Genomic DNA, 19,854 nt, shown 5'->3' on the forward strand with positions numbered 1-19,854 from the left:
AAGATATGATAAAAGCTATTGTAATTGATGATGAAGAAAAATCTAGGAAAGTTTTGATAAGATTAATAGAGGAGGTGTCTGAAGATATAAATGTAATTGGTGAGGCAGGTTCGGTTAAAGAAGGTTTTGAAGTGATTAATAAATTAAAACCAGATTTAGTTTTTTTAGATATTGAAATGCTTGATGGAACGGGTTTTAAACTGCTTGAAAAATTTAATAAAATTTCGTTCGATGTTATTTTTACAACTGCATACGATCAATATGCCATAAGAGCTTTTAAGTTTAGTGCTTTAGATTACTTGCTTAAACCAATTAATGTTGATGATTTAGAGAGTGCTTTATCTAGAGTTAAAAAAAATGAAACCAGTGAAAATGATAAGTTTGCTTTAATCGAAAATTTATTGCAAAATGTAACAATGCTTTCTAAGCCAAAACGTATAGCTATAAAAGGAGCAACAACAATTGATTACTTAAATATAAACGAAATCATGTATTGTACTTCCGATTTGTATTTGACAGAGTTTTTTCTTGCAAATGGCAATAAGATTTCATCGGTTAAACCCTTAAAGGAATACGAAGACTTACTGGATGAAGATGTTTTTTTTAGAGTTAGTAGATCATACATTGTTAATTCAAATTTTGTAGTTTCATACAAAAAAGACACATCAATTCTAAAGATGTCGAACAATGTGGAAATTGAATTAACTAGAAGAAGAAAGAAAGAATTTATGGATTATATGGATACTAGATTAATAAATTATTTATAAAAATCTTTAATCTGTTGTAAAACAATTTGCTCATCAAATTGTTGCATTACAGTTTCTTTACCAGATTTTTTTAATTTGTCCTTTAAATCGTCATCATGTAATAAATTTTCGAGATGATTTTGTAGTTCTTTAATGTTTCCTGGTTCGAAAAGCAGCCCATTTTCACCATTCGTTATTACTTCTGGTACGCCAGAAATGTTTGAAGCAATTACTGCACAGTTTGAAAGCATAGCCTGTACAAATACCAACCCTAGACATTCAATTTTAGATATGGTAGTGAAAATGAAAATATCAGCTAAAGAGTAAAATTCGAATAAATCAGACTCGGAAACTGCACCAGGAAAAAGACATTGATTTTCAAGATTGGCGTCTTTTGCAATAGTTTTCAATTCGTTATAGAACCCAAAATCAGGTCCTACAAAAATAAACATGATGTTTTTATCTAAATTTTTAATGTTTTGTGCGGCTTTTATTATTAAATCGGGAGCTTTTCTTCTTAACATTTGACCAACAAAAAGAACACATCGTTTACCTTTTAGTTGTGGATGTTTTTCTAAAATGGTTTGAAAATTATTTTCGTTTTTATTAAACTTATCAATATCGCAAACGTGGTAAGTTAAGTGTATTTTAGCGGTATCAATTTTAAACTCATCAATAATGGATTGGCAATATTTTGTAGGGCTAGAAATCTTGGTAGCATGAGTTAAAACATCGGCTGTAATTTTGTTAAAACGTGTTGAGTAATCATCTATACGTTCAATCTCATCTTTATGTGGAACTAATTCTCCAAAAGTGGTAAGCAGTAAAGGTATGTTGTATCTTTTAGAAAGATACATTCCAATTGCTCCGTGGTCATAAGGTCTATTATAAACATGTATATATTTTATGGTGTCTTTTACCTTTTTTAAGTAGTTGTCCACCTCAGGAAACCAGAAGTAGATGAGCTTCATTACTTCTAAAAATGGTAAATTGTATTTAAAAAGGAGTTGATTAACAAATCCTAAATGTTTTATAACCATGAATGGAAATAATACAACAGCAAGCAAGTTGCTTTTAATAAGTTTGGTTTTAAAATGGGGTAGGTCAACTTCTTTGTTACCAAAGTTTTCATACCCACGTTGAGTTATTCCATATATAGGAGTTTCATTGGCAATTTTAGGTAAACTAAACGATAAGTATTTTGAAATACCTCCAAAAGGAGGTTCAAGTAAGCAGCTAATAATAAAAATACCTTTTTTTATTTCTGGCATATTAATTCGAATTCAATAACACTAACAACATTGCCAATTAAACCTGCAATATAAAATAATGGAGCTTTTAAAACGTTGCTTGATATCTGAACATATTTTAATGATAAAATATTAGTAAAAGCAGATGTTTTGTTAATACTAAATCTAGCCGTGGAATAATATGGTCGTTCCTGACAATGTTTTTTTGATGGGTCGAAATAATCCAAACTATGCTCCGAAAAGAAATTTTTGTGGGTAGGGTCAGTCCCCATATCTTTAGAATTGTAGTATGGTACTCTTATGGTAACTTTTCCATTTTTTGCTGTAATTCTGTGCAATTCTTCAATTACTCGAACTGGATTTTCAATGTGTTCTAAAACATTCACAGCAATAATTTCATCAAAATAATTATCTTCAAATGGATATGGAAAGGTTTCTAAATCGTGCTTTACATCAATACGCTTATCATCGAAATTATCAAGGTTAATCCAACCTTCTCTAATGTCGGTTCCACAACCTAAGTTTAGCTTTTTTTTAGTCATTTTTAATCCAAGTTAATAATTTTGATGTTCCATCACCAAAAGTCTCTAGGGTAAAAGTATCAACTATTTTTAGATTCTCATTAAAAGGAGCTTCATTAAAAACAAGCCCTGAATTATATTTTAAACGAATATCAGCCCCATGTTTTTTATCTTTATTTGGAGTAAAATTTCCGCCAGGAATATGGTCGCAAATTATTAAGTATTTGTATTTTCTAACTTTTACCAATATTTCTGCAACTTGCTGGTTCGATAAATGTTGTAATACTTGTCTAATAATACACAATTCAGCATCAGGCAATTCATCGTTTATTATGTTTAAAGATTTAAACGTAATAACATCGGTTCCAAAAGTTTGTTGATGATGTGAAATTAACTCATCAACGACATCAATTCCAGTGTATTTTTCTATTTCTGGAGAAATAATTTTTCTACCTACTCTAAAATCGCCACAACCTAAATCAACAATTGATTTTATATTGTTTTCTTTGATGTATTTGATTGCAAATTCAATAAACCTAATCGAGATAGCATCTTCTGATCCTGCTCCTGAATTAAATTTTTCTTGGTCAGAACCACCCCAACGTTTATCTAAATAAATGTTTTTAAATGTTGTTGCAACATCTTGATTTTTTTTGAGCTTATTCAGTATTCTTCTTAATCTATTCATTATTATGCATTAATCAAAAAAGTAGCTTCTGTTGTTTGTGTCATGTCCCATAATGAAATTGGCCAGTCTTTTTTAGTTCCTTTTAAGGTTTCATAAAGTGCTTCAAGCTCTTCTTTTTGACCTTTGTCGCTTCTGCCAATTGATATTTCTTTCACTTTTACACCATAACCTTTTAAAGTTTTATAATCGTCCATAACAATGGTGTTGCCATCAAAATGAACTTCCATGTATTCTTTAGAGACTTGTTTACTACCAACGGCAAAATATTGGATATTACACACAGAACCATCTTCGTACTTTAATACAATGGAAACATTGTCAGAGGCACTTATTTTATCATTGTTTGGAGATATTTTTTCTACACTAATGGAAGTCATTTTAGACCCAGTAAAATAGGTCATCAAGTCAATTAGATGACATGCTTCTCCAACAATTCTTCCGCCATGTTCATGTACCCATTGGTCAAGTGGAATATATCCAGCATTCATTCTATATTGTATAAACAAAGGATTGATTCGTTTATCAGTATGTTTTTTTATTTCGGTAGCAAATTGACTAAAACGACGGTTAAAGCCCGTCATTAAAACTGGTTTTTCTCCAGGTGTATTGTAAAACTCTTTTATTAAGTCTAACTCATTTTGATTAACTGCAAGTGGTTTTTCTACAAAAGTATGCTTGCCTGCTTTTAACGATTTCAATACCAATTCTGCATGACTATCGTGTCGAGTAGCAATCAATACCAAATCAATATTAGAGTCGTTTATTATGTCGTCAAAGTTTGCTGTAGCATATTCGGCTTCAAATTGATCTGCAACGGTTTTAGCTTTAAATCCAGTCCTACTCATTACTCCTTTTAGGTTGTATTTACCTTTTAGTTTTTTCATGTTTGGCAAATGCATACCTGTTGCAAAAGAACCAGCTCCAATTAATCCAACATTAATGGTTTCTTTAGAAATAGTTTTGTTTGAGATAATAACTTTTGAAGTTAATTCTTTGTTGCTAGATTGCGTATAATCTAGCAAAACAATAATTGGTTTTTCTCCTTCTTTTTGTAAAGAATTGAAAGCATCGGTAATTTGTTCGATGGGGTAAATAGAATCAATTAAACCTCCAACATTTATATAGTTTTGATGAACCAACCTCAAGTATTCGGTCATGTTTCGGTTCTCGGTCCATCGAACATAGGCATAAGGATAATCCAAGCCTTTTTCTTCGTAATTGCTATCGTATCTACCTGGCCCGTATGAGGTAGAGATTAGGAAATCCAATTCTTTAGCATAAATATCACCACGTTCTATTTCCATTCCAACAACACCTACAAGTACTACTTTTCCTTTTTTACGACACATTTTAAATGATTCCGATAAAGGTTTACTACTAGAAGTTGCCGCAGTAAACAATACGCCATCAGTACCGTAACCACCTGTAAAAGAGCTTACCGTTTTTAATAAATCTTCTTGAGACGGATTAATAACTAAATCAGCTCCAAGTTCTTTGGCAAGGTCTAAACGTTTTTGGTCGAAATCACTTACTATAACTTGTACACCACTTTTCTTTAACATTTGTAAGCCAAGTAACCCAAGTATTCCAGCACCAACAACAACGCAGGTTTCACCTAATCTTAAATCTATTCGTCGAACTCCTTGTAAGGCAATACCACCTAGAGTAACAGTTGAAGCATATTTTAAATCCATTCCTTTTGGAACGGGCATCACTAAATTTATAGGAACATCAATAAATTCGGCATGATTGGCAATTCCTGCACCTGCAGCAGCAACTTTATCACCAACTTGAAAATTAGTTACTCCTTTACCAATAGCAACTATTTCACCTGATGCAGAATAACCAGTTTGTTTGCCCCCATCTAAAACACCTTTAACGCGCTGTATGGTTTTAGTAATACCGTTAGTTTTTGCAAATTCAATGGCAGTTTTTACTTCTTCGGGGGAGTTTAAAGCACGCTGAACAATAGATTGTTTTGAGGTGTTAACACTTGTCATTTCTGTTCCAGCAGAAATACAACTGTACGCCACTTTTATTAAAACACTACCATCACTAACAACAGGAGTTGGAATGTTTTCAGCTAATACTTTTCCTTTTTTTACAATGCCTTGTTTCATGAATAAGTGATAATTGGGTTGTAAAGGTATTTATTAAATCAAAGATAACAATTTGTATTACCAATATTGAATAATTTAGACTTCTACAATTGGCAAATGTTTTATGGTGTTATATTGTTCAGTAAGTGTACAAACATCCGATCTCACTTTCATCTCGTAGTATGCTTCTTCGGCAGTAATAGCTTGTAATTTTCCTAGATTAATGTCGTTTCTAACAAAAACTGCGTTTACGCCTTCCGAATCACACCCTACTAAAACATAACCTTTTTCTTTTCCAAGGTTTTCAGCTGCTTTTAATGATAATCCATAGTAATAACCACTAGAATGCTTGTCTAGCCTCATAAAACTAGGGTCGTATTCTACAGTAATCGCTTTCTCTTTTCCAAAAGTTGCATTGTATTCAACAATAATAACTCTTGGAGATACAGCTTCTATAGCCTTCCATACCCAATAATCGTTTCCGTCAATATCGATGGAAAGTAAATCAATCTCACCTTCAATTCCACCTTCTTTAAACAATGAGTTGATATTATCTTTGGTGATAAATTTATTAAGGATTTTTACTTCTCCTTGCATTTTGGGATGAGTATTATAGTAATTTGTTGCATGATTAGCGTAAGAACTTGACCCTTCAATCATTAAGCCTGACCAGCCAAAATTTAATAATAAATTAGCGGCAATACATTCTGTTCCATCACCAATTCCAAATTCAATAAATTTTCTGTTGGTAACACCTATTTGAGAAAAAACATAAAGCATTAAACCATCTTCACCATTTTGAGAGTGTACGCGATATTCTTTTGATCTTAATTCGTTTTTATAAGTTAGTTTTGGGTCTGATACAGCTAGGTATTTTTCTTGAAATAGATTTTCTAGGTTTATCTCAATGAACCTTAATCGGGTATCCATTTGTTTTAGTTGAAGGATGATGTTTTTCCAACGTTTAAAAGAACCTTTTAAATCCATAAATTTTTTAATGTTTTCGCTAAATTAAACAAAATGAAAACATATCATTAATTATTATTTTTCATGTAGATTTTAAAGGTTCTTTGTAACTTAGCCACAAAATTTTATGGCATGTCAAAAAAAGTAATGGTTGTGGTGGGTACAAGACCCAATTTTATTAAAGTAACTCAATTTGAAAAAGAGTTGGCAGCTTTTGGTAATGAGTTTGAGTTTATTTTGGTACATACCAATCAACATTACGATGAAAATATGTCAGACATATTTTTTTCTCAACTTAAAATTAAAAACCCTATTTTTTTAAAAATCACCAATACTACTCCAGCAGCTCAAATCGGTCAAATTATTATTGAGTTAGAAAAAACGCTTAACGAACACAAACCAAATGCTTTGGTTGTTGTAGGAGATGTTAATTCCACTTTAGCTGGAGCTATTGCTGGAAATAAAACAGGAACAAGATTATTTCATTTGGAGAGTGGGTTGAGAAGTTATGATAATGAAATGCCTGAGGAAATTAACCGATTAATTACTGATTTAATTGCCGACGACTTTTTTGTTACTGAACAAAGTGGTTACGATAATTTGATAAAAGCAGGTAAAACTGAAAATCAAATTCATTTTGTTGGAAATACCATGATTGACACTCTTGTGGCTTTCGATGAAATGATACAGCAAGATACCATATTGGAAAAACTTGGGTTGGAAGAAAAAAGTTTTGTTTTAATGACCATGCATCGCCCAAGTAATGTAGATACTAAAGACCGACTTCAAATATTGATTGATATTATTAATAAAGTTTCCGAAAAAAGTTATTTGGTTTTGCCCATACACCATAGAACAAAAAATAGTTTAATTAAACACGGGTTAATGGATTTGTTAACCAACAATAAAAAAGTAATTATTACTGAAGCATTGAATTATTTATCATTTCAAAAATTAATTAGCAACTGTAAGTATGTGTTAACTGATAGTGGAGGAATACAAGAAGAAACTACTTTTAGACAAATTCCATGTTTAACATTGCGTGAAAATACCGAGCGACCTTCAACCATAACAATAGGTAGTAATGAATTGGTAGAATACAATTTCTCTGCTGTTGCTGAAAAAATCAATCAAATTGAAAACGGAACTTTTAAAAAAGGTCAAATACCTCCATTTTGGGATGGAAAAGCAACTAAACGAATTGTTGAGGTGTTGAGAAAGGTGTTATAAGTTTTTCATTAAGTACATATACATATCCACCATAGCTTTAATGTCCTTTTTATGAACCTTTTCATCAGGGGTATGTACATTATCTTCTCCAGCACCAATAAAACACCAATCAAAAGGGTAGGAGCTACGTTGTAATGCATTGCCATCGCTGCCACCAGCACTTTCTACCTCAATTTGGTATGGTATTTTGCTTTTATTAGCTAATTCAAGAATTCTGTTTAAGTAAGTCCTTCTCGGTATTCCAGAGTCTCTCATAGAAATAGCAACACCTTTACCATGTTGCACACCTTTTGTAATCCAGGTAATATCAGAAATTAAGGCTTGTTTCACGCCATATCCTTCGTACAAGAATTTACCCAAGTAACCAACACTTCCTCCTCCATGTTCTTCCCAAGCTGAGAAAACAATTGATCCGTTTTCTAATGTTTTAGCAACTTGTAAGGCGTTCCACATCCCTAATCGGTTATCCATGTAACAACATTGAATGTAGTTTTTATCTTCTCTAAAATCAGGTTTATAAGTTAGGGAAGTGGCACGGTCAATTTCGCGCTTAAAATCAGCAGAGTAGGTTAAAAAATCGTGGTCGTCAGCTTCAACTTTTAGTGTACACTCAATTTTTCCTTTACTATCTGAACCAATTAGTTTGGCACCTTTTTTTGCTGAAGGGCCTCCAATTTTTATTAAATTATTTTCGTAACCTACAGTATATCCAACCGAATCCATGTGAGCAAAAATGGCAGTTCGAGGTTTTCCAAAAACCAAAATTATACAGTCTTGAAAATCTTCGCCATAAAGAATTTCGGGTTGAACTTTCCAGTTTTTCTTTTCTTTTTTGATGTACTTTAACAAAAAATCAGTCATGGTATATTCACTACCAGAAGGAGCTTGTATTTCGCAAAGTTGCTGTAAAAGTTTCATAATTATGTATTTAATAAAAGCCCCCTTTGTCCCCCGAAGGGGGAAATCCAACACACTTTGCCTTCAAAAATGTGCTACTATTAGGGTTTTTCTCCCTCCCTTTGGGAGGGTTGGGGTGGGCTATTAATTGTTTAACATTACCGGCATCACCAACATTAAAATTTCTTCGCCATCTTCAGATTTTTCAGAAGGAGTTAAAATACCAGCTCTGTTTGGTGCCGACATAGCAATGTTTATTTCTTCCGAATCTAAATTGGTTAACATCTCAATTAAGAAACGAGAGTTGAATCCTATTTCCATGTCTTCACCTTCGTACTGACAAGTTAAGCGTTCTGTTGCTTCATTTGCAAAATCTAAATCCTCAGCAGAAACGTTTAATTCGCTACCAGTAATTCTTAATCGTACTTGGTGAGTGGTTTTGTTCGAGAAAATAGAAACCCTTTTTATTGAACTTAAAAAAGCAGTTCGACTAATGGTTAATTTGTTTGGATTTTCAGTTGGTATTACCGCATTGTAGTTGGGGTATTTACCATCAATTAATCTACAAATTAAAGTAGTATTTCCAAACACAAACATTGCATTGGTTTCGTTGTAGCTGATGGTTATTTCATCCGATACTGAGCCTAAAATATTTTTTAATAAAGTAAGCGGTTTTTTTGGAAGAATAAATGAAGAGCCTTTATCAGCTTTCAAATCGTTTCTTTTGTAACGTACTAATTTGTGAGCATCTGTTGCAACAAAGGTTAAATTATCTTCGTTCAACTCAAAAAATACTCCAGACATTACCGGGCGTAACTCGTCGTTACCACTTGCAAATAAAGTTTTGTTTATGGCATTTGAAAGGATAGAAGCTTCAATGTTTAATTTAGATGAAGCATCTAACTTTGGAGTTTTAGGAAATTCTGCTCCGTTTTGACCAGTTAATTTATATTTACCGTAATCTGAAGAAATTTCAATACCAAAACTTTTACTGTCAATAGTAAAAGTTAAAGGTTGTTCAGGGAACGTTTTTAATGTATCTAACAACAATTTAGCAGGTATAGCAATTAAACCATCTTCTTTTGCTTCAACATCTAATTTAGCCAGCATCGTTGTTTCCAAATCGGAAGCTGTTATGCTTAGTTTTCCTTTTTTAATTTCGAAAAGAAAATTATCTAAAATAGGCAAAGTGTTGCTAGAGTTTAAAACGCCGCTTATGCCTTGTATTTGCTTTAATAAAACTGAACTAGATACTATAAATTTCATGCGATATTATTTATTTCTTAATACGGTTAAGGTTAACAAAAATAGTGTAATTATTGAGCGAGATATTTTAAACTTTTCAATAATTATTAACACTTTTTGAATTGGAAAATTAAGGTTAGTTTGCTATCAAAACAGCATCTTTAACCTTTTGTTTCAGTAGTGCTAGGTTTACTACTTCAATCATATTCTTAACATAATGAAAAGTTAGACCTTCTAGGTATTTTTGATTGATTTCTAAAATGTCTTTTTTGTTGTCTTCCGATAAAATAATTTCTTTAATATCAGCACGTTTTGCAGCCAATATTTTTTCTTTAATTCCACCTACTGGTAACACTCTTCCTCTTAAAGTAATTTCGCCAGTCATGGCTAATTTATTTTTTACTTTACGTTGAGTAAATGCCGATGCTAAAGCAGTTAACATGGTAATTCCTGCCGAAGGACCATCTTTTGGAGTTGCTCCTTCTGGCACATGGATATGAATATCCCATTTTTCAAATGCAGAAGAATCTAACCCAATTAAATCGGAATGAGCTTTTAAATAAGCTAATGCAATTACAGCAGATTCTTTCATTACATCACCTAAATTTCCGGTAAGGGTTAGTTTGCCTTTTCCTTTGCTCAAACTGGTTTCGATAAATAAAATATCACCACCTACCGAAGTCCACGCTAAACCAGTAACCACTCCAGCAACATCATTGCCTTGGTATTTATCTCTTGAATGTCCAGGTCCTAAAATAGCATGGAGCATATCAACAGTTGTTTTAGTAATTGTTTCGTCTTCCATAGCAATCTGTTTGGCGGTATTTCTCACCACTTTTGCTAACGTTTTTTCTAATGAACGAACACCTGATTCACGCGTGTATTCGGTAATAATTTTTTCTATTACCGCACTTGAAAGTTGCAAATCTTTTTTAGATAAGCCATGGTTTTTTAGCAGTTTAGGAATCAAGTGTTTTTTTGCAATTTCAATTTTTTCTTCTACTGTGTATCCTGTCATTTCAATAATCTCCATACGGTCGCGTAAAGCAGGTTGGATAGATGATAATGAGTTGGCAGTAGCAATAAACAAGACTTTTGATAAATCGTAATCCAGTTCTAAAAAATTATCGTAAAACGCATTGTTTTGTTCTGGGTCTAATACTTCCAATAAAGCCGAAGAAGGATCACCTTGATGGCTATTTCCTAATTTGTCGATTTCGTCTAAAACAAAAACAGGGTTAGAAGAATCTACTTTTTTAATGTTTTGGATAACTCTACCGGGCATTGCACCAATGTAAGTTTTTCTGTGACCTCTTATCTCTGCTTCATCACGTAAACCACCTAACGACATTCTCACGTATTTTCTTCCTAGCGCTTCAGCAACAGATTTTCCTAATGAAGTTTTACCAACTCCCGGAGGGCCGTATAAACAAAGAATTGGTGATTTCATGTCGCCTTTTAGTTTTAAAACCGCTAAATGTTCAACAATACGTTCTTTTACTTTTTCTAAACCAAAATGGTCGCGGTCTAATATTTTTTGTGCTCGTTTAAGGTCAAAGTTGTCTTTGGTATAATATAGCCAAGGTAATTCAACCAAGGTTTCAATATAGTTTAACTGCACCGAATATTCAGCAGCTTGCGGATTTAATCGAGCTAATTTTTCAATTTCTTTGTCAAAACGTTTTTGAACTTCTTTTGTCCATTTTTTCTTGCTCGCTTTTTTCTTTAAATCTTCAATTTCTTGTTGTTGAGGGTCGCCACCTAGTTCTTCTTGAATTTGCTTTATTTGTTGGTTCAAAAAATACTCACGTTGTTGGCGGTCTAAATCGTGTCGAACTTTTGATTGAATATCGTTTTTTAGTTCCAACAACTGAAGTTCTTTTGTTAGATGACTCAATAATTTATGGGCTCTTTCGGTAAGTTCAGGAACTTCGAGTAATTGCTGCTTTTCGGCAACACTACCTTTCATGTTCGAGGCAATAAAATTGATTAAAAATGTAGGGCTTTCTATATTTTTAATGGCAAAAGTAGCTTCGGTAGGTATATTGGGCGATTGTTCAATAATTTGTGATGCAAGGTCTTTTATAGAGCTAACCAATGCATTAAAGTTTTTACCCTTTGGCTTTTCTTGTTGATTAAAAGGTTCAATATTGGCTTTTAAGTATGGCTCAGTTTGAGTTACTTCTTTAATTTTAAACCGTTTTTTACCCTGAATAATTACGGTAGTGTTTCCGTCGGGCATGCGCAACATTTTTAAGATTAATGCTACTGTACCAATTTTGTTTAAGTCTTTCTCTTCAGGGTCTTCAATAGTATCATTTTTTTGAGCAACAACACCTAGGGTTTTATTTCCTTGATATGCATCTTTAATCAATTTGATAGATTTATCTCTACCTACTGTAATTGGAATAACCACTCCAGGAAATAAAACAGTGTTTCTTAACGGTAATATTGGCAGTTCTTTAGGAATACTTTCAGAATTCATTTGCTCCTCATCATCCGCAGAAAGTAAAGGAATAAATTCTGCTTCATCGTCAATCATGTTGCTTATGGCTAAATTTTTAAAATCAAAATTATCGTTCATGTTCTATTTTGTTAAGTCAATATGGCAGCATTAAACGTATTAAATGCTGCAAATAATAAGTGTATAAGTATTTTTCAAGACTCGTGCCACAATTCGAAAACGGAAATATTGGCTTTTTTTGACACGAATTTCACAAATTGATTTTTTATTAATGATTAAAATCAATTGTTAAATATATTATAAAAGCTTTGTCGTCTTCCACTTGAACCTGCGCCTAAAATAAAAATATTGCCACCTTCTATCCAAAAATGATCTATGATCAAATCATTCTCTTTAGTTAAGCCAATCCTAATATTAAGGATATTCTTTTTGCTATAAATAATTGGAAAAATAGGAGGGAATTCTTTCCTTTCATTTCTTAAATATAAATCATAGAACCCTTTTTTTGTGAATTTTCCATTAAACTGGGCTTCTTTTAAAATATTATGTTCGTAATATTTAATAATTAAGTTTTCAGATTTACTGAATTCAATCCAAATAGTATCACTTTGAGCATTTCTGATTTCAAAGGTGTTTAATAAATCTGGAGATCCATATTTTCGACCTTTTATTTTATGATGATTATTACTAATGAATCCTTTAAAAGTACTATCTATAAATTTCAATTTAGATTTCCTAATACCCATGCTAGAACACGCAGTTAGTAATGAAATGATGAAAAATATTAAAATAGATTTTTTCAATTTTTGTGGTTTAAGGAACTGTTATTTCGTATTAGTTCCTGTATTTTTTGGTAAGCTCAAAAATATTGCTGAGTATATCTTTATCAGTAGCGGTTAAATCAATACCTCTTCGATGCATAACTTGCTCTGCTACTTCGAATGCCTTATCGGTTCGGTAGGTTTCAAATCCTGAAGCTCCACCCCAACTGAATGAAGGAATAAAGTTTGGAGGGAAATTACCTCCAAAAATATTTGCAAAAACCCCAACAACAGTACCTGTGTTAAACATGGTGTTGATGCTACATTTTGAATGATCACCCATAATTAAACCACAAAACTGTAAGCCTGTTTTTTCTAGTTTTTCAGTTTTATAGTTCCAAAGTTTAACCTCGGCATAATTGTTTTTTAGGTTAGAGTTATTGGTATCAGCACCTAAATTACACCATTCGCCAATTACTGAATTACCAAGAAACCCATCATGACCTTTGTTGGAATAGCCTAAAACAACACTATTGGTAACTTCTCCACCCACTTTACTGTGAGGGCCTATGGTGGTTGCTCCATAAATTTTTGTGCCTAATTTTAATGTTGCATGTTCGCAAAGTGCTAAAGGACCTCGAACCAAGCTGCCTTCCATAATTTCGGCATCTGCACCAATGTAAATCGGACCAGTAGTGGAATTTAAAATTGCTGCTTCTACTTTTGCACCTTCTTCAACAAAAATGTTATTGCCAATTATTGTGTTGGTAGATGACAGTTTTTGTGATGTTCTGTTTTTTGTTAGTAAGTCAAAATCTTGTTGAATTGCAGTTTCGTTTTTAGAGAAAATATCGGTTATCTTATCAATTTTGGTAATGGTAGAGTTGGTTGGTTTGGGAGAGAAGTTCATCGTATTTACTACTTCAAAAGCAGTGTTGTTTCCTGTATTGGCAGCAATAATGGTATTTGAATACACCAAAATTTCGTTTGCTTTTAGGTTTTTTATTTCTGCAATTAAATTTTCGTTGGGGAATACACTTGCGTTAATCCAAATGTTGGTTACATTTTCTTTAAAACGAAGTGGATATTTTTTTGAAAGGTACTCGACTGTTTTTGATGAGGTTTTTACTCCAAACTGTTTTTCCCATTTCTCACGAATGGTTAAAATGCCAATTCGTAAATCGGCAACAGTTCGGGTAAATGTTAAAGGTAAAAATTGCTCTCTATCTTCTTCAAAAAATATGATATTCATAAAAATAGTTTGTTTGCGAAAATTACTAAAATAAAAAAGTCCTGATAAATATTATCAGGACTTTTCTTATAATGAGTTTGAAAACTATTTAGCGTGTTTTGCGTAACGGCTTTTGAATTTGTCAATTCTACCAGCAGTATCAACCAATTGCATTTTACCAGTGTAAAACGGGTGAGAAGTATGAGAAATCTCTAACTTCACAACTGGGTATTCGTTACCATCTTCCCAAGTAATAGTTTCTTTAGTTTCTGCAGTAGATTTGCAAATAAAAGAGTAATCATTAGACATATCTTTAAATACAACTAATCTGTAATTTTCTGGGTGTATTCCTTTTTTCATCGTTCTTTAATTTTAATCTGTTCTTTCAAAAGCGGTCGCAAATGTAATCATTTTTGGGAAGAAAAAAATATTTTATTTAAATAATTATTTTTCTGTTCGGTTTTGTAAAAGTAATGATAATCAATACATCATTTTAACTGATAAAGCTTATTTGAAAAATTGATAACGAACACCTATAAAACCTCTTATTCCTTGATTTGGGGCGTACATATATGTGGGGTCGAAAGTATAACCATTTGGGTTGTCGGGAGAATTCACATTTTTATCAAAAGGGTCATTTGGTCGTAAAATAGAATATTTTGGAGGAGTAAAGTTTAGTAAATTTTTAACTCCGGCATAAATCTCCCATCCTTTTTCAAAGGTTTTGGTTATTTGTATGTTTTGTATACTATACCAGCTTGAATATTCGGGTCTATAATCGTTTTCTACCAACGGTAACTTCATAGGTCCGTATAAATTACCACTATAATCAATTTTAATGTTCGGTTTGTAAAACTTGTAGCTTACGGTATAAGTTCCTGATACTTTTTCGGTAAGCAATTGTACATTTCTTTCGAGATGTCCATCTTCATTTTTATTCATTTGGTAAACATCTAAAAAGGTAGCTCCTAAAATTATCTTAATAGGAGTTTTAAAATCGAGAGTGGTGTTAAAACTAAAACCTTGCGAAACAGCATAACCATCGAGGTTGTCGTAAATTATTTTAGTTTCATCAGAGAGGTAATCAGGTGTTATTTTGTTGCAGAAGTATGTGTAAAAAACACTTGCATCTAAATTCACAAACCCAAAATTGGTATTTATAAATTTTTGATAATTAAGGTTTCCGTTATAACTAGTTTCGGGGTTTAATTTATTTTTAATGTCAACAGTTCGGGCTCCACTAAACGCTGCGTGTTCTTCAGTAAATAAATTTACCACACGGTAACCTGTACCAAAACTTACTCTAAAATGATTTAATTCTGTTGGCGACCATTTATAGCTTACTCTTGGGGTAGTAATTAAACCATGTCTGGTATCATTGTCTAATCTTACACCAAGTAGAAGTTTATGTTTTTCGTTTATAGAGTAGTCGTCTTGTACAAATAATCCGGGTAAAAAGGTTTTCTCGGGAGCATTAATAATTTTGGTTGTTTCTACTTTTTGTGTAGCAAGAGTATTGTCGTCGTAATAATTAAAACGAAAGGCTGTTCCAATTTTGAATAAATGAACATCTTTTACTCGTTTATCCCAATAAAATTGAGCAAATGCTATATTTTGTTTTGCTTGGTAAGGCATGTTTCCATAAGCTGAATTTTGGTTGTGGTCGGACAATGAAAATGAAGAGTAAATTTTTTCTTTTACTGGAAGTTGGTATTTACCAATAACTTCATACCTACTGGTATAAATGGATTCACCATAAATACTGTCACCTCCTCTAAATTTGGGTTGCCATTGCATTTCACCACCCCAACGGTCTTCATAAATATATCTTATACCTATAGAGGCTTCTCGAAAATCGTTACGTTTAAAACTCCATTTGTTAAAGATGGATATTCTATCTTGAAGGGTAACATCGGTAAAGTTATCGCCATTTTTATCAATAGGGTTAGAGTAATTAAAATAGTTAATACCCAAAACGGTACTCGATTTTTTCAAATCTACTTTTGCAGAAACATCAGTATTTACTTCTAACCAACTGGTGGTAAAAACATCAAACGAAAAGTTGGGCGATTTTTCAGGAGTTTTTGTAATAACATTTATTAACCCTCCAACAGCTTCCGAACCATATAAGGTAGAAGCTGGTCCTTTTACAACTTCCATTTGCTCAATCATGCTGTTTGGGATTCCATTGAGTCCATAAACTGAAGCTAATCCACCAATAATTGGCATACCATCAATGGTTACCATGGTGTACGGACCTTCCATTCCGTTAATGTGTACATCGCCAGTATTGCAAACACTACAATTTAGTTGAGGACGAACACCATTAACAATTTGTAAAGATTCAAAAAGGGCTGGTGTTGGATTTTTTTTGAAATAAACAGGAGTAAATACTTCTATCGGTGCTGCAGATTCAACAAGTTTTACCTCACTTAATGTACCAGATATGACTACTTCATCCAATTTATGATCCATTTTCTCCATACTTGCATCAATATTGATGGTTGAATTTGGTTTTACTTCAATACTTTTTTTATAATTTTTAAATCCAATTGCGGAAACCTGGAGGGTATATTTTCCTGAAGGGATGTTCTCTAATTTAAATTTACCGTTTTCGTCACTTGCTGTTCCAAATGATGTGCCTATTATTCCAATATTTGCATACGGAACGGCTTCTTTTTCAACTTTTATTATTCCAGAAACAGAACCTTTTGTTTGAGCAAAAAGAATGTTTGGTAAAAATGCCATTAAAACTAAAAATCTCATCTTATTTTTATTTAGACTAATTATAAATAACTATGCAATATTCTATAAATAAAGGGAATTACTCAATACCGTTTTTGCGGTATTTTTATTTTTCAACAAAACTAAACATAATTTTAGACATGTCTAAATTAATATTTTATATATGTTAAAAAATAGAATTACCTTTGCCTAAATTCTAATTTTATGAATTCTCTTGCGGAAGAAAATTATTTAAAAGCCTTATATAAACTTGGTGGTAAAACTAATGAGGTTCAAACTAACGCACTGGCAGATGAGTTAAGTACAAAAGCATCATCGGTTACTGATATGATGAAAAAATTATCAGATAAAAAATTGGTGAATTACGAACCCTATAAAGGAGTTTCATTAACAAACAATGGGAGCGAAATTGCTTTATCTGTAATCCGAAAACACCGCTTGTGGGAAGTTTTTTTAGTTGATAAGTTGGCTTTTAAGTGGGATGAAGTGCACGAAATTGCAGAACAATTAGAACATATACAGAGTGAAGATTTAATTGAAAAACTAGACGAGTTCCTTGATTATCCTAAATTTGATCCTCATGGTGATCCAATTCCAGATAAAGACGGAAAAATTCAACAATATTTCAAACTTACACTATCTCAATTAGATAAAAAAGATAGGGCTATAGTTGTTGGAGTAAAAGAACACTCCAAATCGTATTTAAATTATTTAGATGAATTAGGACTTGGTTTGGGTGCAGAAATAGATGTTGAAGATAAGGTTGAGTTTGATTCTTCGATGAAAATTTCTATTAACAAACAAACTCCAATAACTGTATCGAATCAGACTACAAAAAACTTATACATAAAAAAAATTAACTAATGTTAGACGAATTAAAAGCATTTTTTGAGACCATTGAAAGTCCAGTAAATCAAGCATTGTTAGCTTCTTTATTTACGTGGGGTTTAACAGCTTTAGGGGCATCTTTTGTTTTTTTCTTTAAAACAGTTAATAGAGCTGTTTTTGATGGAATGTTAGGTTTTACAGGCGGAGTAATGATTGCTGCAAGTTATTGGTCGCTATTAGCGCCATCTATAGAAATGGCAGAAAGCTCAGGTGTTATACCTTGGTTGCCTGCTGCTGTTGGTTTTTCGGCGGGAGCATTGTTTTTATTTGCTTTAGATAAAGTAATGCCCCATTTGCACATTAATTTTAAAAAGGATGAAACCGAAGGTATAAAAACCGAATGGCATCGTTCTACACTTTTGGTTTTAGCCATTACATTACATAATATACCCGAAGGTTTGGCAGTGGGTGTTTTGTTTGGAGGTGCTGCTGTTGGTTTTGAGGGTGCTACTTTAGGAGGAGCAATAGCTCTTGCCATTGGTATTGGCATTCAAAATTTTCCTGAAGGAATTGCTGTTTCAATGCCGTTGCGTCGACAAGGTTTGTCTCGATGGAAAAGTTTTAATTACGGACAACTTTCGGCAATTGTAGAGCCTGTTGCTGCAGTTTTGGGTGCTTGGGCAGTAATGACTTTTCAGCCCATATTACCTTATGCTTTGGCATTTGCAGCAGGGGCTATGATTTATGTGGTTATTGAAGAGGTTGTTCCTGAAACACAACGGGATAGGTTTACTGATGTAGCAACCTTAGGTTTTATTGGAGGATTTCTTGTTATGATGATATTGGATGTTGCTCTAGGATAACACTAAAAATCATAATTTTGTATGGTGTCGAATCAGGTAAACATAAAAAATAAACGAGCGAGTTTTGAGTACGAGTTTTTAGAAACTTTTACCGCTGGTATTCAATTAACGGGCACCGAAATTAAAAGTATTCGGGCGGGGAAAGCAAGTATAATTGAGGGTTATTGTTTTTTGAAAGATGGCGAACTGTTTATTAAAAACATGTATATTGCTGAATACGACAAAGGAACTTACAACAATCACGACCCTAAACGTGACCGAAAACTGTTGTTAAACAGAAGTGAATTGGATAAGCTTTCAAAAAAAAAGAAAGATGTTGGGTTAACGATTATTCCATTAAAAGTGTTTATCAGTAAAAATGGTTTTGCAAAAATGGATATTGCTTTAGCAAAAGGTAAAAAACTGCACGATAAACGTGAAGATTTAAAAGGGAAAGATGCCCAACGAGAAATGGACAGAGCTATGAAGCACTAGTCTTCGGTATAAACACTTTTAATTTCCAAACCCAAAGCTTCCGAAGCTTTTTTAATAAGTTCGTTAATCCATTTATCCCAAACAACATCTGGTAAGCAAGCCTCGACCAATAAACCTGTAAAAGTTATGGTAGCTTTAATGTAAACTTCATCAGTTTCCTTTCCAAGCCAAAAAAAAGCACCTGTTTTTTCAACGCCAATCCAGCCAGGCATTAATTCAAATGCCCCAACAAGATCTTTCCAATCTTCTTCGTGCATATCATACCTGATGTTTAAAGTAATTTCTTGGTCGTTTATTTCTAAATTCATACTATAATATTAAACAATCATGAATTACAGGTATCTATATGAAAAATCATCATTTAATATAATAAACTCAAAGTGGGTAATTTTTGAACGAGATTATATAAATTATAGAAACGGATAAAAAAGTAAGATTTAAGAAAAAAAAAATGGAATTTACTTTTATAATATACCTCCTGAGTTTTGATCAGCTTGGTGACCATCTCCAAATGTGCGTGTTGTAGCAAGGTTTTGATTAGTTTCATGTCCATCTCCAAATGTTCTATCAGTAGCACTTCCTCCAATTATTTTTGATGCTTCTTTTTCATTTAGAATTTCAATTTTAGAATTGATTTTTGTATTATCTTTTTTAAATATTTTAAACATTTTTTTAAATTTAAAGTGGTTAAGATTTTCAAAAGTATGAATTTTATTAGAAGTGAAAGGATTTTTTAATTAAAGGAATATTATTCTCTCAGAGAGAGTTTTTTATCCATCTTAGTGTTAAGGCTATCTAAAAAAATACCATTAGGCATTTGTGAAAAACAATTTTCATTTCCAGATA

The 19,854-nt window shown here is 32.5% G+C and carries 19 protein-coding genes; 5 read left to right on the forward strand and 14 right to left on the reverse strand.

The genetic code is table 11. The features are described 5' to 3' along the window. Positions 1-5: 5 nt before the first annotated feature. Positions 6-767: a response regulator transcription factor gene (locus H6589_02040; GenBank protein MCB9173365.1), complete on the forward strand. Its 762-nt coding sequence runs from the start codon at positions 6-8 to the stop codon at positions 765-767. On the opposite strand, the gene H6589_02045 is transcribed toward H6589_02040, so the two are convergent. The 5 genes from H6589_02045 to H6589_02065 all read right to left on the reverse strand — a co-directional run bounded on the left by H6589_02045 (position 758) and on the right by H6589_02065 (position 6,291). Beyond that, a complete protein-coding gene (locus H6589_02045; protein MCB9173366.1) occupies positions 758-2,017 on the reverse strand; it encodes a glycosyltransferase family 4 protein in 1,260 nt (419 codons plus the stop codon). The two genes, H6589_02040 and H6589_02045, sit on opposite strands and share 10 nt — an antisense overlap. Then, complete coding sequence (locus tag H6589_02050) at positions 2,005-2,538, reverse strand: class I SAM-dependent methyltransferase (protein ID MCB9173367.1); 534 nt, start codon at positions 2,536-2,538, stop codon at positions 2,005-2,007. Before H6589_02050 ends, H6589_02045 begins: the two co-directional genes overlap by 13 nt. Continuing rightward, on the reverse strand, positions 2,531-3,205 hold the full coding sequence (locus H6589_02055; GenBank protein ID MCB9173368.1) for an SAM-dependent methyltransferase: 675 nt from the start codon (positions 3,203-3,205) through the stop codon (positions 2,531-2,533). Before H6589_02055 ends, H6589_02050 begins: the two co-directional genes overlap by 8 nt. Positions 3,206-3,207: 2 nt before the next feature. Then, complete coding sequence (locus H6589_02060) at positions 3,208-5,325, reverse strand: bi-domain-containing oxidoreductase (GenBank protein ID MCB9173369.1); 2,118 nt, start codon at positions 5,323-5,325, stop codon at positions 3,208-3,210. A 75-nt stretch (positions 5,326-5,400) separates the two neighbouring features. Continuing rightward, the gene (locus tag H6589_02065) at positions 5,401-6,291 is read right to left on the reverse strand and encodes an FkbM family methyltransferase (protein MCB9173370.1); all 891 of its coding nucleotides are present in this window, start codon (positions 6,289-6,291) and stop codon (positions 5,401-5,403) included. Between the two features lie 111 nt (positions 6,292-6,402). On the opposite strand from H6589_02065, the gene wecB reads away from it, so the two are divergent. After that, positions 6,403-7,500: a UDP-N-acetylglucosamine 2-epimerase (non-hydrolyzing) gene (gene wecB / locus H6589_02070; GenBank protein MCB9173371.1), complete on the forward strand. Its 1,098-nt coding sequence runs from the start codon at positions 6,403-6,405 to the stop codon at positions 7,498-7,500. Here the strand turns inward: wecB and H6589_02075 are convergent. From H6589_02075 to H6589_02105, 7 genes are all read right to left on the reverse strand, one after another. Beyond that, complete coding sequence (locus H6589_02075) at positions 7,495-8,418, reverse strand: M20/M25/M40 family metallo-hydrolase (GenBank protein ID MCB9173372.1); 924 nt, start codon at positions 8,416-8,418, stop codon at positions 7,495-7,497. The genes wecB and H6589_02075 overlap by 6 nt on opposite strands. 123 nt (positions 8,419-8,541) lie before the next feature. Continuing rightward, the gene (gene dnaN, locus H6589_02080; protein ID MCB9173373.1) at positions 8,542-9,663 is read right to left on the reverse strand and encodes a DNA polymerase III subunit beta; all 1,122 of its coding nucleotides are present in this window, start codon (positions 9,661-9,663) and stop codon (positions 8,542-8,544) included. Positions 9,664-9,778: 115 nt separating this feature from the next. Further along, positions 9,779-12,226 carry an endopeptidase La gene (gene lon, locus H6589_02085; GenBank protein ID MCB9173374.1) on the reverse strand — a complete coding sequence of 816 codons (2,448 nt, stop codon included), beginning with the start codon at positions 12,224-12,226 and terminating at the stop codon, positions 9,779-9,781. Positions 12,227-12,387: 161 nt separating this feature from the next. After that, positions 12,388-12,909 carry a hypothetical protein gene (locus H6589_02090; protein MCB9173375.1) on the reverse strand — a complete coding sequence of 174 codons (522 nt, stop codon included), beginning with the start codon at positions 12,907-12,909 and terminating at the stop codon, positions 12,388-12,390. A 31-nt stretch (positions 12,910-12,940) separates the two neighbouring features. After that, the gene (locus tag H6589_02095) at positions 12,941-14,119 is read right to left on the reverse strand and encodes a GlmU family protein (protein MCB9173376.1); all 1,179 of its coding nucleotides are present in this window, start codon (positions 14,117-14,119) and stop codon (positions 12,941-12,943) included. Between the two features lie 84 nt (positions 14,120-14,203). Next, a complete protein-coding gene (locus H6589_02100) occupies positions 14,204-14,458 on the reverse strand; it encodes a type B 50S ribosomal protein L31 (GenBank protein ID MCB9173377.1) in 255 nt (84 codons plus the stop codon). Between the two features lie 147 nt (positions 14,459-14,605). Next, positions 14,606-16,864 carry a TonB-dependent receptor gene (locus H6589_02105; GenBank protein MCB9173378.1) on the reverse strand — a complete coding sequence of 753 codons (2,259 nt, stop codon included), beginning with the start codon at positions 16,862-16,864 and terminating at the stop codon, positions 14,606-14,608. Between the two features lie 183 nt (positions 16,865-17,047). Here H6589_02105 and H6589_02110 point away from each other — a divergent pair, with 183 nt between their 5' ends. The 3 genes from H6589_02110 to smpB are packed head-to-tail and all read left to right on the forward strand — an operon-like array spanning position 17,048 to position 19,008. Further along, complete coding sequence (locus tag H6589_02110; protein MCB9173379.1) at positions 17,048-17,707, forward strand: metal-dependent transcriptional regulator; 660 nt, start codon at positions 17,048-17,050, stop codon at positions 17,705-17,707. Further along, positions 17,707-18,534 (forward strand): ZIP family metal transporter, encoded by an 828-nt coding sequence (locus tag H6589_02115; GenBank protein MCB9173380.1) that lies wholly within the window; start codon positions 17,707-17,709, stop codon positions 18,532-18,534. The genes H6589_02110 and H6589_02115 overlap by 1 nt, the downstream gene beginning before the upstream one ends. Before the next feature lie 21 nt (positions 18,535-18,555). After that, complete coding sequence (gene smpB, locus H6589_02120; GenBank protein MCB9173381.1) at positions 18,556-19,008, forward strand: SsrA-binding protein SmpB; 453 nt, start codon at positions 18,556-18,558, stop codon at positions 19,006-19,008. On the opposite strand, the gene H6589_02125 is transcribed toward smpB, so the two are convergent. Together H6589_02125 and H6589_02130 are read right to left on the reverse strand one after the other, a co-directional pair. Next, the gene (locus tag H6589_02125) at positions 19,005-19,316 is read right to left on the reverse strand and encodes a hypothetical protein (protein MCB9173382.1); all 312 of its coding nucleotides are present in this window, start codon (positions 19,314-19,316) and stop codon (positions 19,005-19,007) included. The two genes, smpB and H6589_02125, sit on opposite strands and share 4 nt — an antisense overlap. Before the next feature lie 156 nt (positions 19,317-19,472). Continuing rightward, positions 19,473-19,676, reverse strand: a complete 204-nt coding sequence (locus H6589_02130; GenBank protein ID MCB9173383.1) for a hypothetical protein — start codon at positions 19,674-19,676, stop codon at positions 19,473-19,475. Between the last annotated feature and the right edge of the window lie 178 nt (positions 19,677-19,854).

The organism is Flavobacteriales bacterium, assembly GCA_020635795.1.
Taxonomy (GTDB): Bacteria; Bacteroidota; Bacteroidia; order Flavobacteriales_E; family Vicingaceae; genus Vicingus.

Coding starts and splice junctions, on each gene's coding strand:
- H6589_02125 (MCB9173382.1), bottom strand. CDS start 19,316: ATGAATTTAGAAATAAACGACCAAGAAATTACTTTAAACATCAGGTAT.
- H6589_02040 (MCB9173365.1), top strand. CDS start 6: ATGATAAAAGCTATTGTAATTGATGATGAAGAAAAATCTAGGAAAGTT.
- H6589_02130 (MCB9173383.1), bottom strand. CDS start 19,676: ATGTTTAAAATATTTAAAAAAGATAATACAAAAATCAATTCTAAAATT.
- H6589_02075 (MCB9173372.1), bottom strand. CDS start 8,418: ATGAAACTTTTACAGCAACTTTGCGAAATACAAGCTCCTTCTGGTAGT.
- H6589_02055 (MCB9173368.1), bottom strand. CDS start 3,205: ATGAATAGATTAAGAAGAATACTGAATAAGCTCAAAAAAAATCAAGAT.
- wecB (MCB9173371.1), top strand. CDS start 6,403: ATGTCAAAAAAAGTAATGGTTGTGGTGGGTACAAGACCCAATTTTATT.
- H6589_02065 (MCB9173370.1), bottom strand. CDS start 6,291: ATGGATTTAAAAGGTTCTTTTAAACGTTGGAAAAACATCATCCTTCAA.
- H6589_02050 (MCB9173367.1), bottom strand. CDS start 2,538: ATGACTAAAAAAAAGCTAAACTTAGGTTGTGGAACCGACATTAGAGAA.
- H6589_02110 (MCB9173379.1), top strand. CDS start 17,048: ATGAATTCTCTTGCGGAAGAAAATTATTTAAAAGCCTTATATAAACTT.
- H6589_02095 (MCB9173376.1), bottom strand. CDS start 14,119: ATGAATATCATATTTTTTGAAGAAGATAGAGAGCAATTTTTACCTTTA.
- H6589_02045 (MCB9173366.1), bottom strand. CDS start 2,017: ATGCCAGAAATAAAAAAAGGTATTTTTATTATTAGCTGCTTACTTGAA.
- H6589_02060 (MCB9173369.1), bottom strand. CDS start 5,325: ATGAAACAAGGCATTGTAAAAAAAGGAAAAGTATTAGCTGAAAACATT.
- H6589_02115 (MCB9173380.1), top strand. CDS start 17,707: ATGTTAGACGAATTAAAAGCATTTTTTGAGACCATTGAAAGTCCAGTA.
- lon (MCB9173374.1), bottom strand. CDS start 12,226: ATGAACGATAATTTTGATTTTAAAAATTTAGCCATAAGCAACATGATT.
- H6589_02100 (MCB9173377.1), bottom strand. CDS start 14,458: ATGAAAAAAGGAATACACCCAGAAAATTACAGATTAGTTGTATTTAAA.
- H6589_02105 (MCB9173378.1), bottom strand. CDS start 16,864: ATGAGATTTTTAGTTTTAATGGCATTTTTACCAAACATTCTTTTTGCT.
- smpB (MCB9173381.1), top strand. CDS start 18,556: ATGGTGTCGAATCAGGTAAACATAAAAAATAAACGAGCGAGTTTTGAG.
- dnaN (MCB9173373.1), bottom strand. CDS start 9,663: ATGAAATTTATAGTATCTAGTTCAGTTTTATTAAAGCAAATACAAGGC.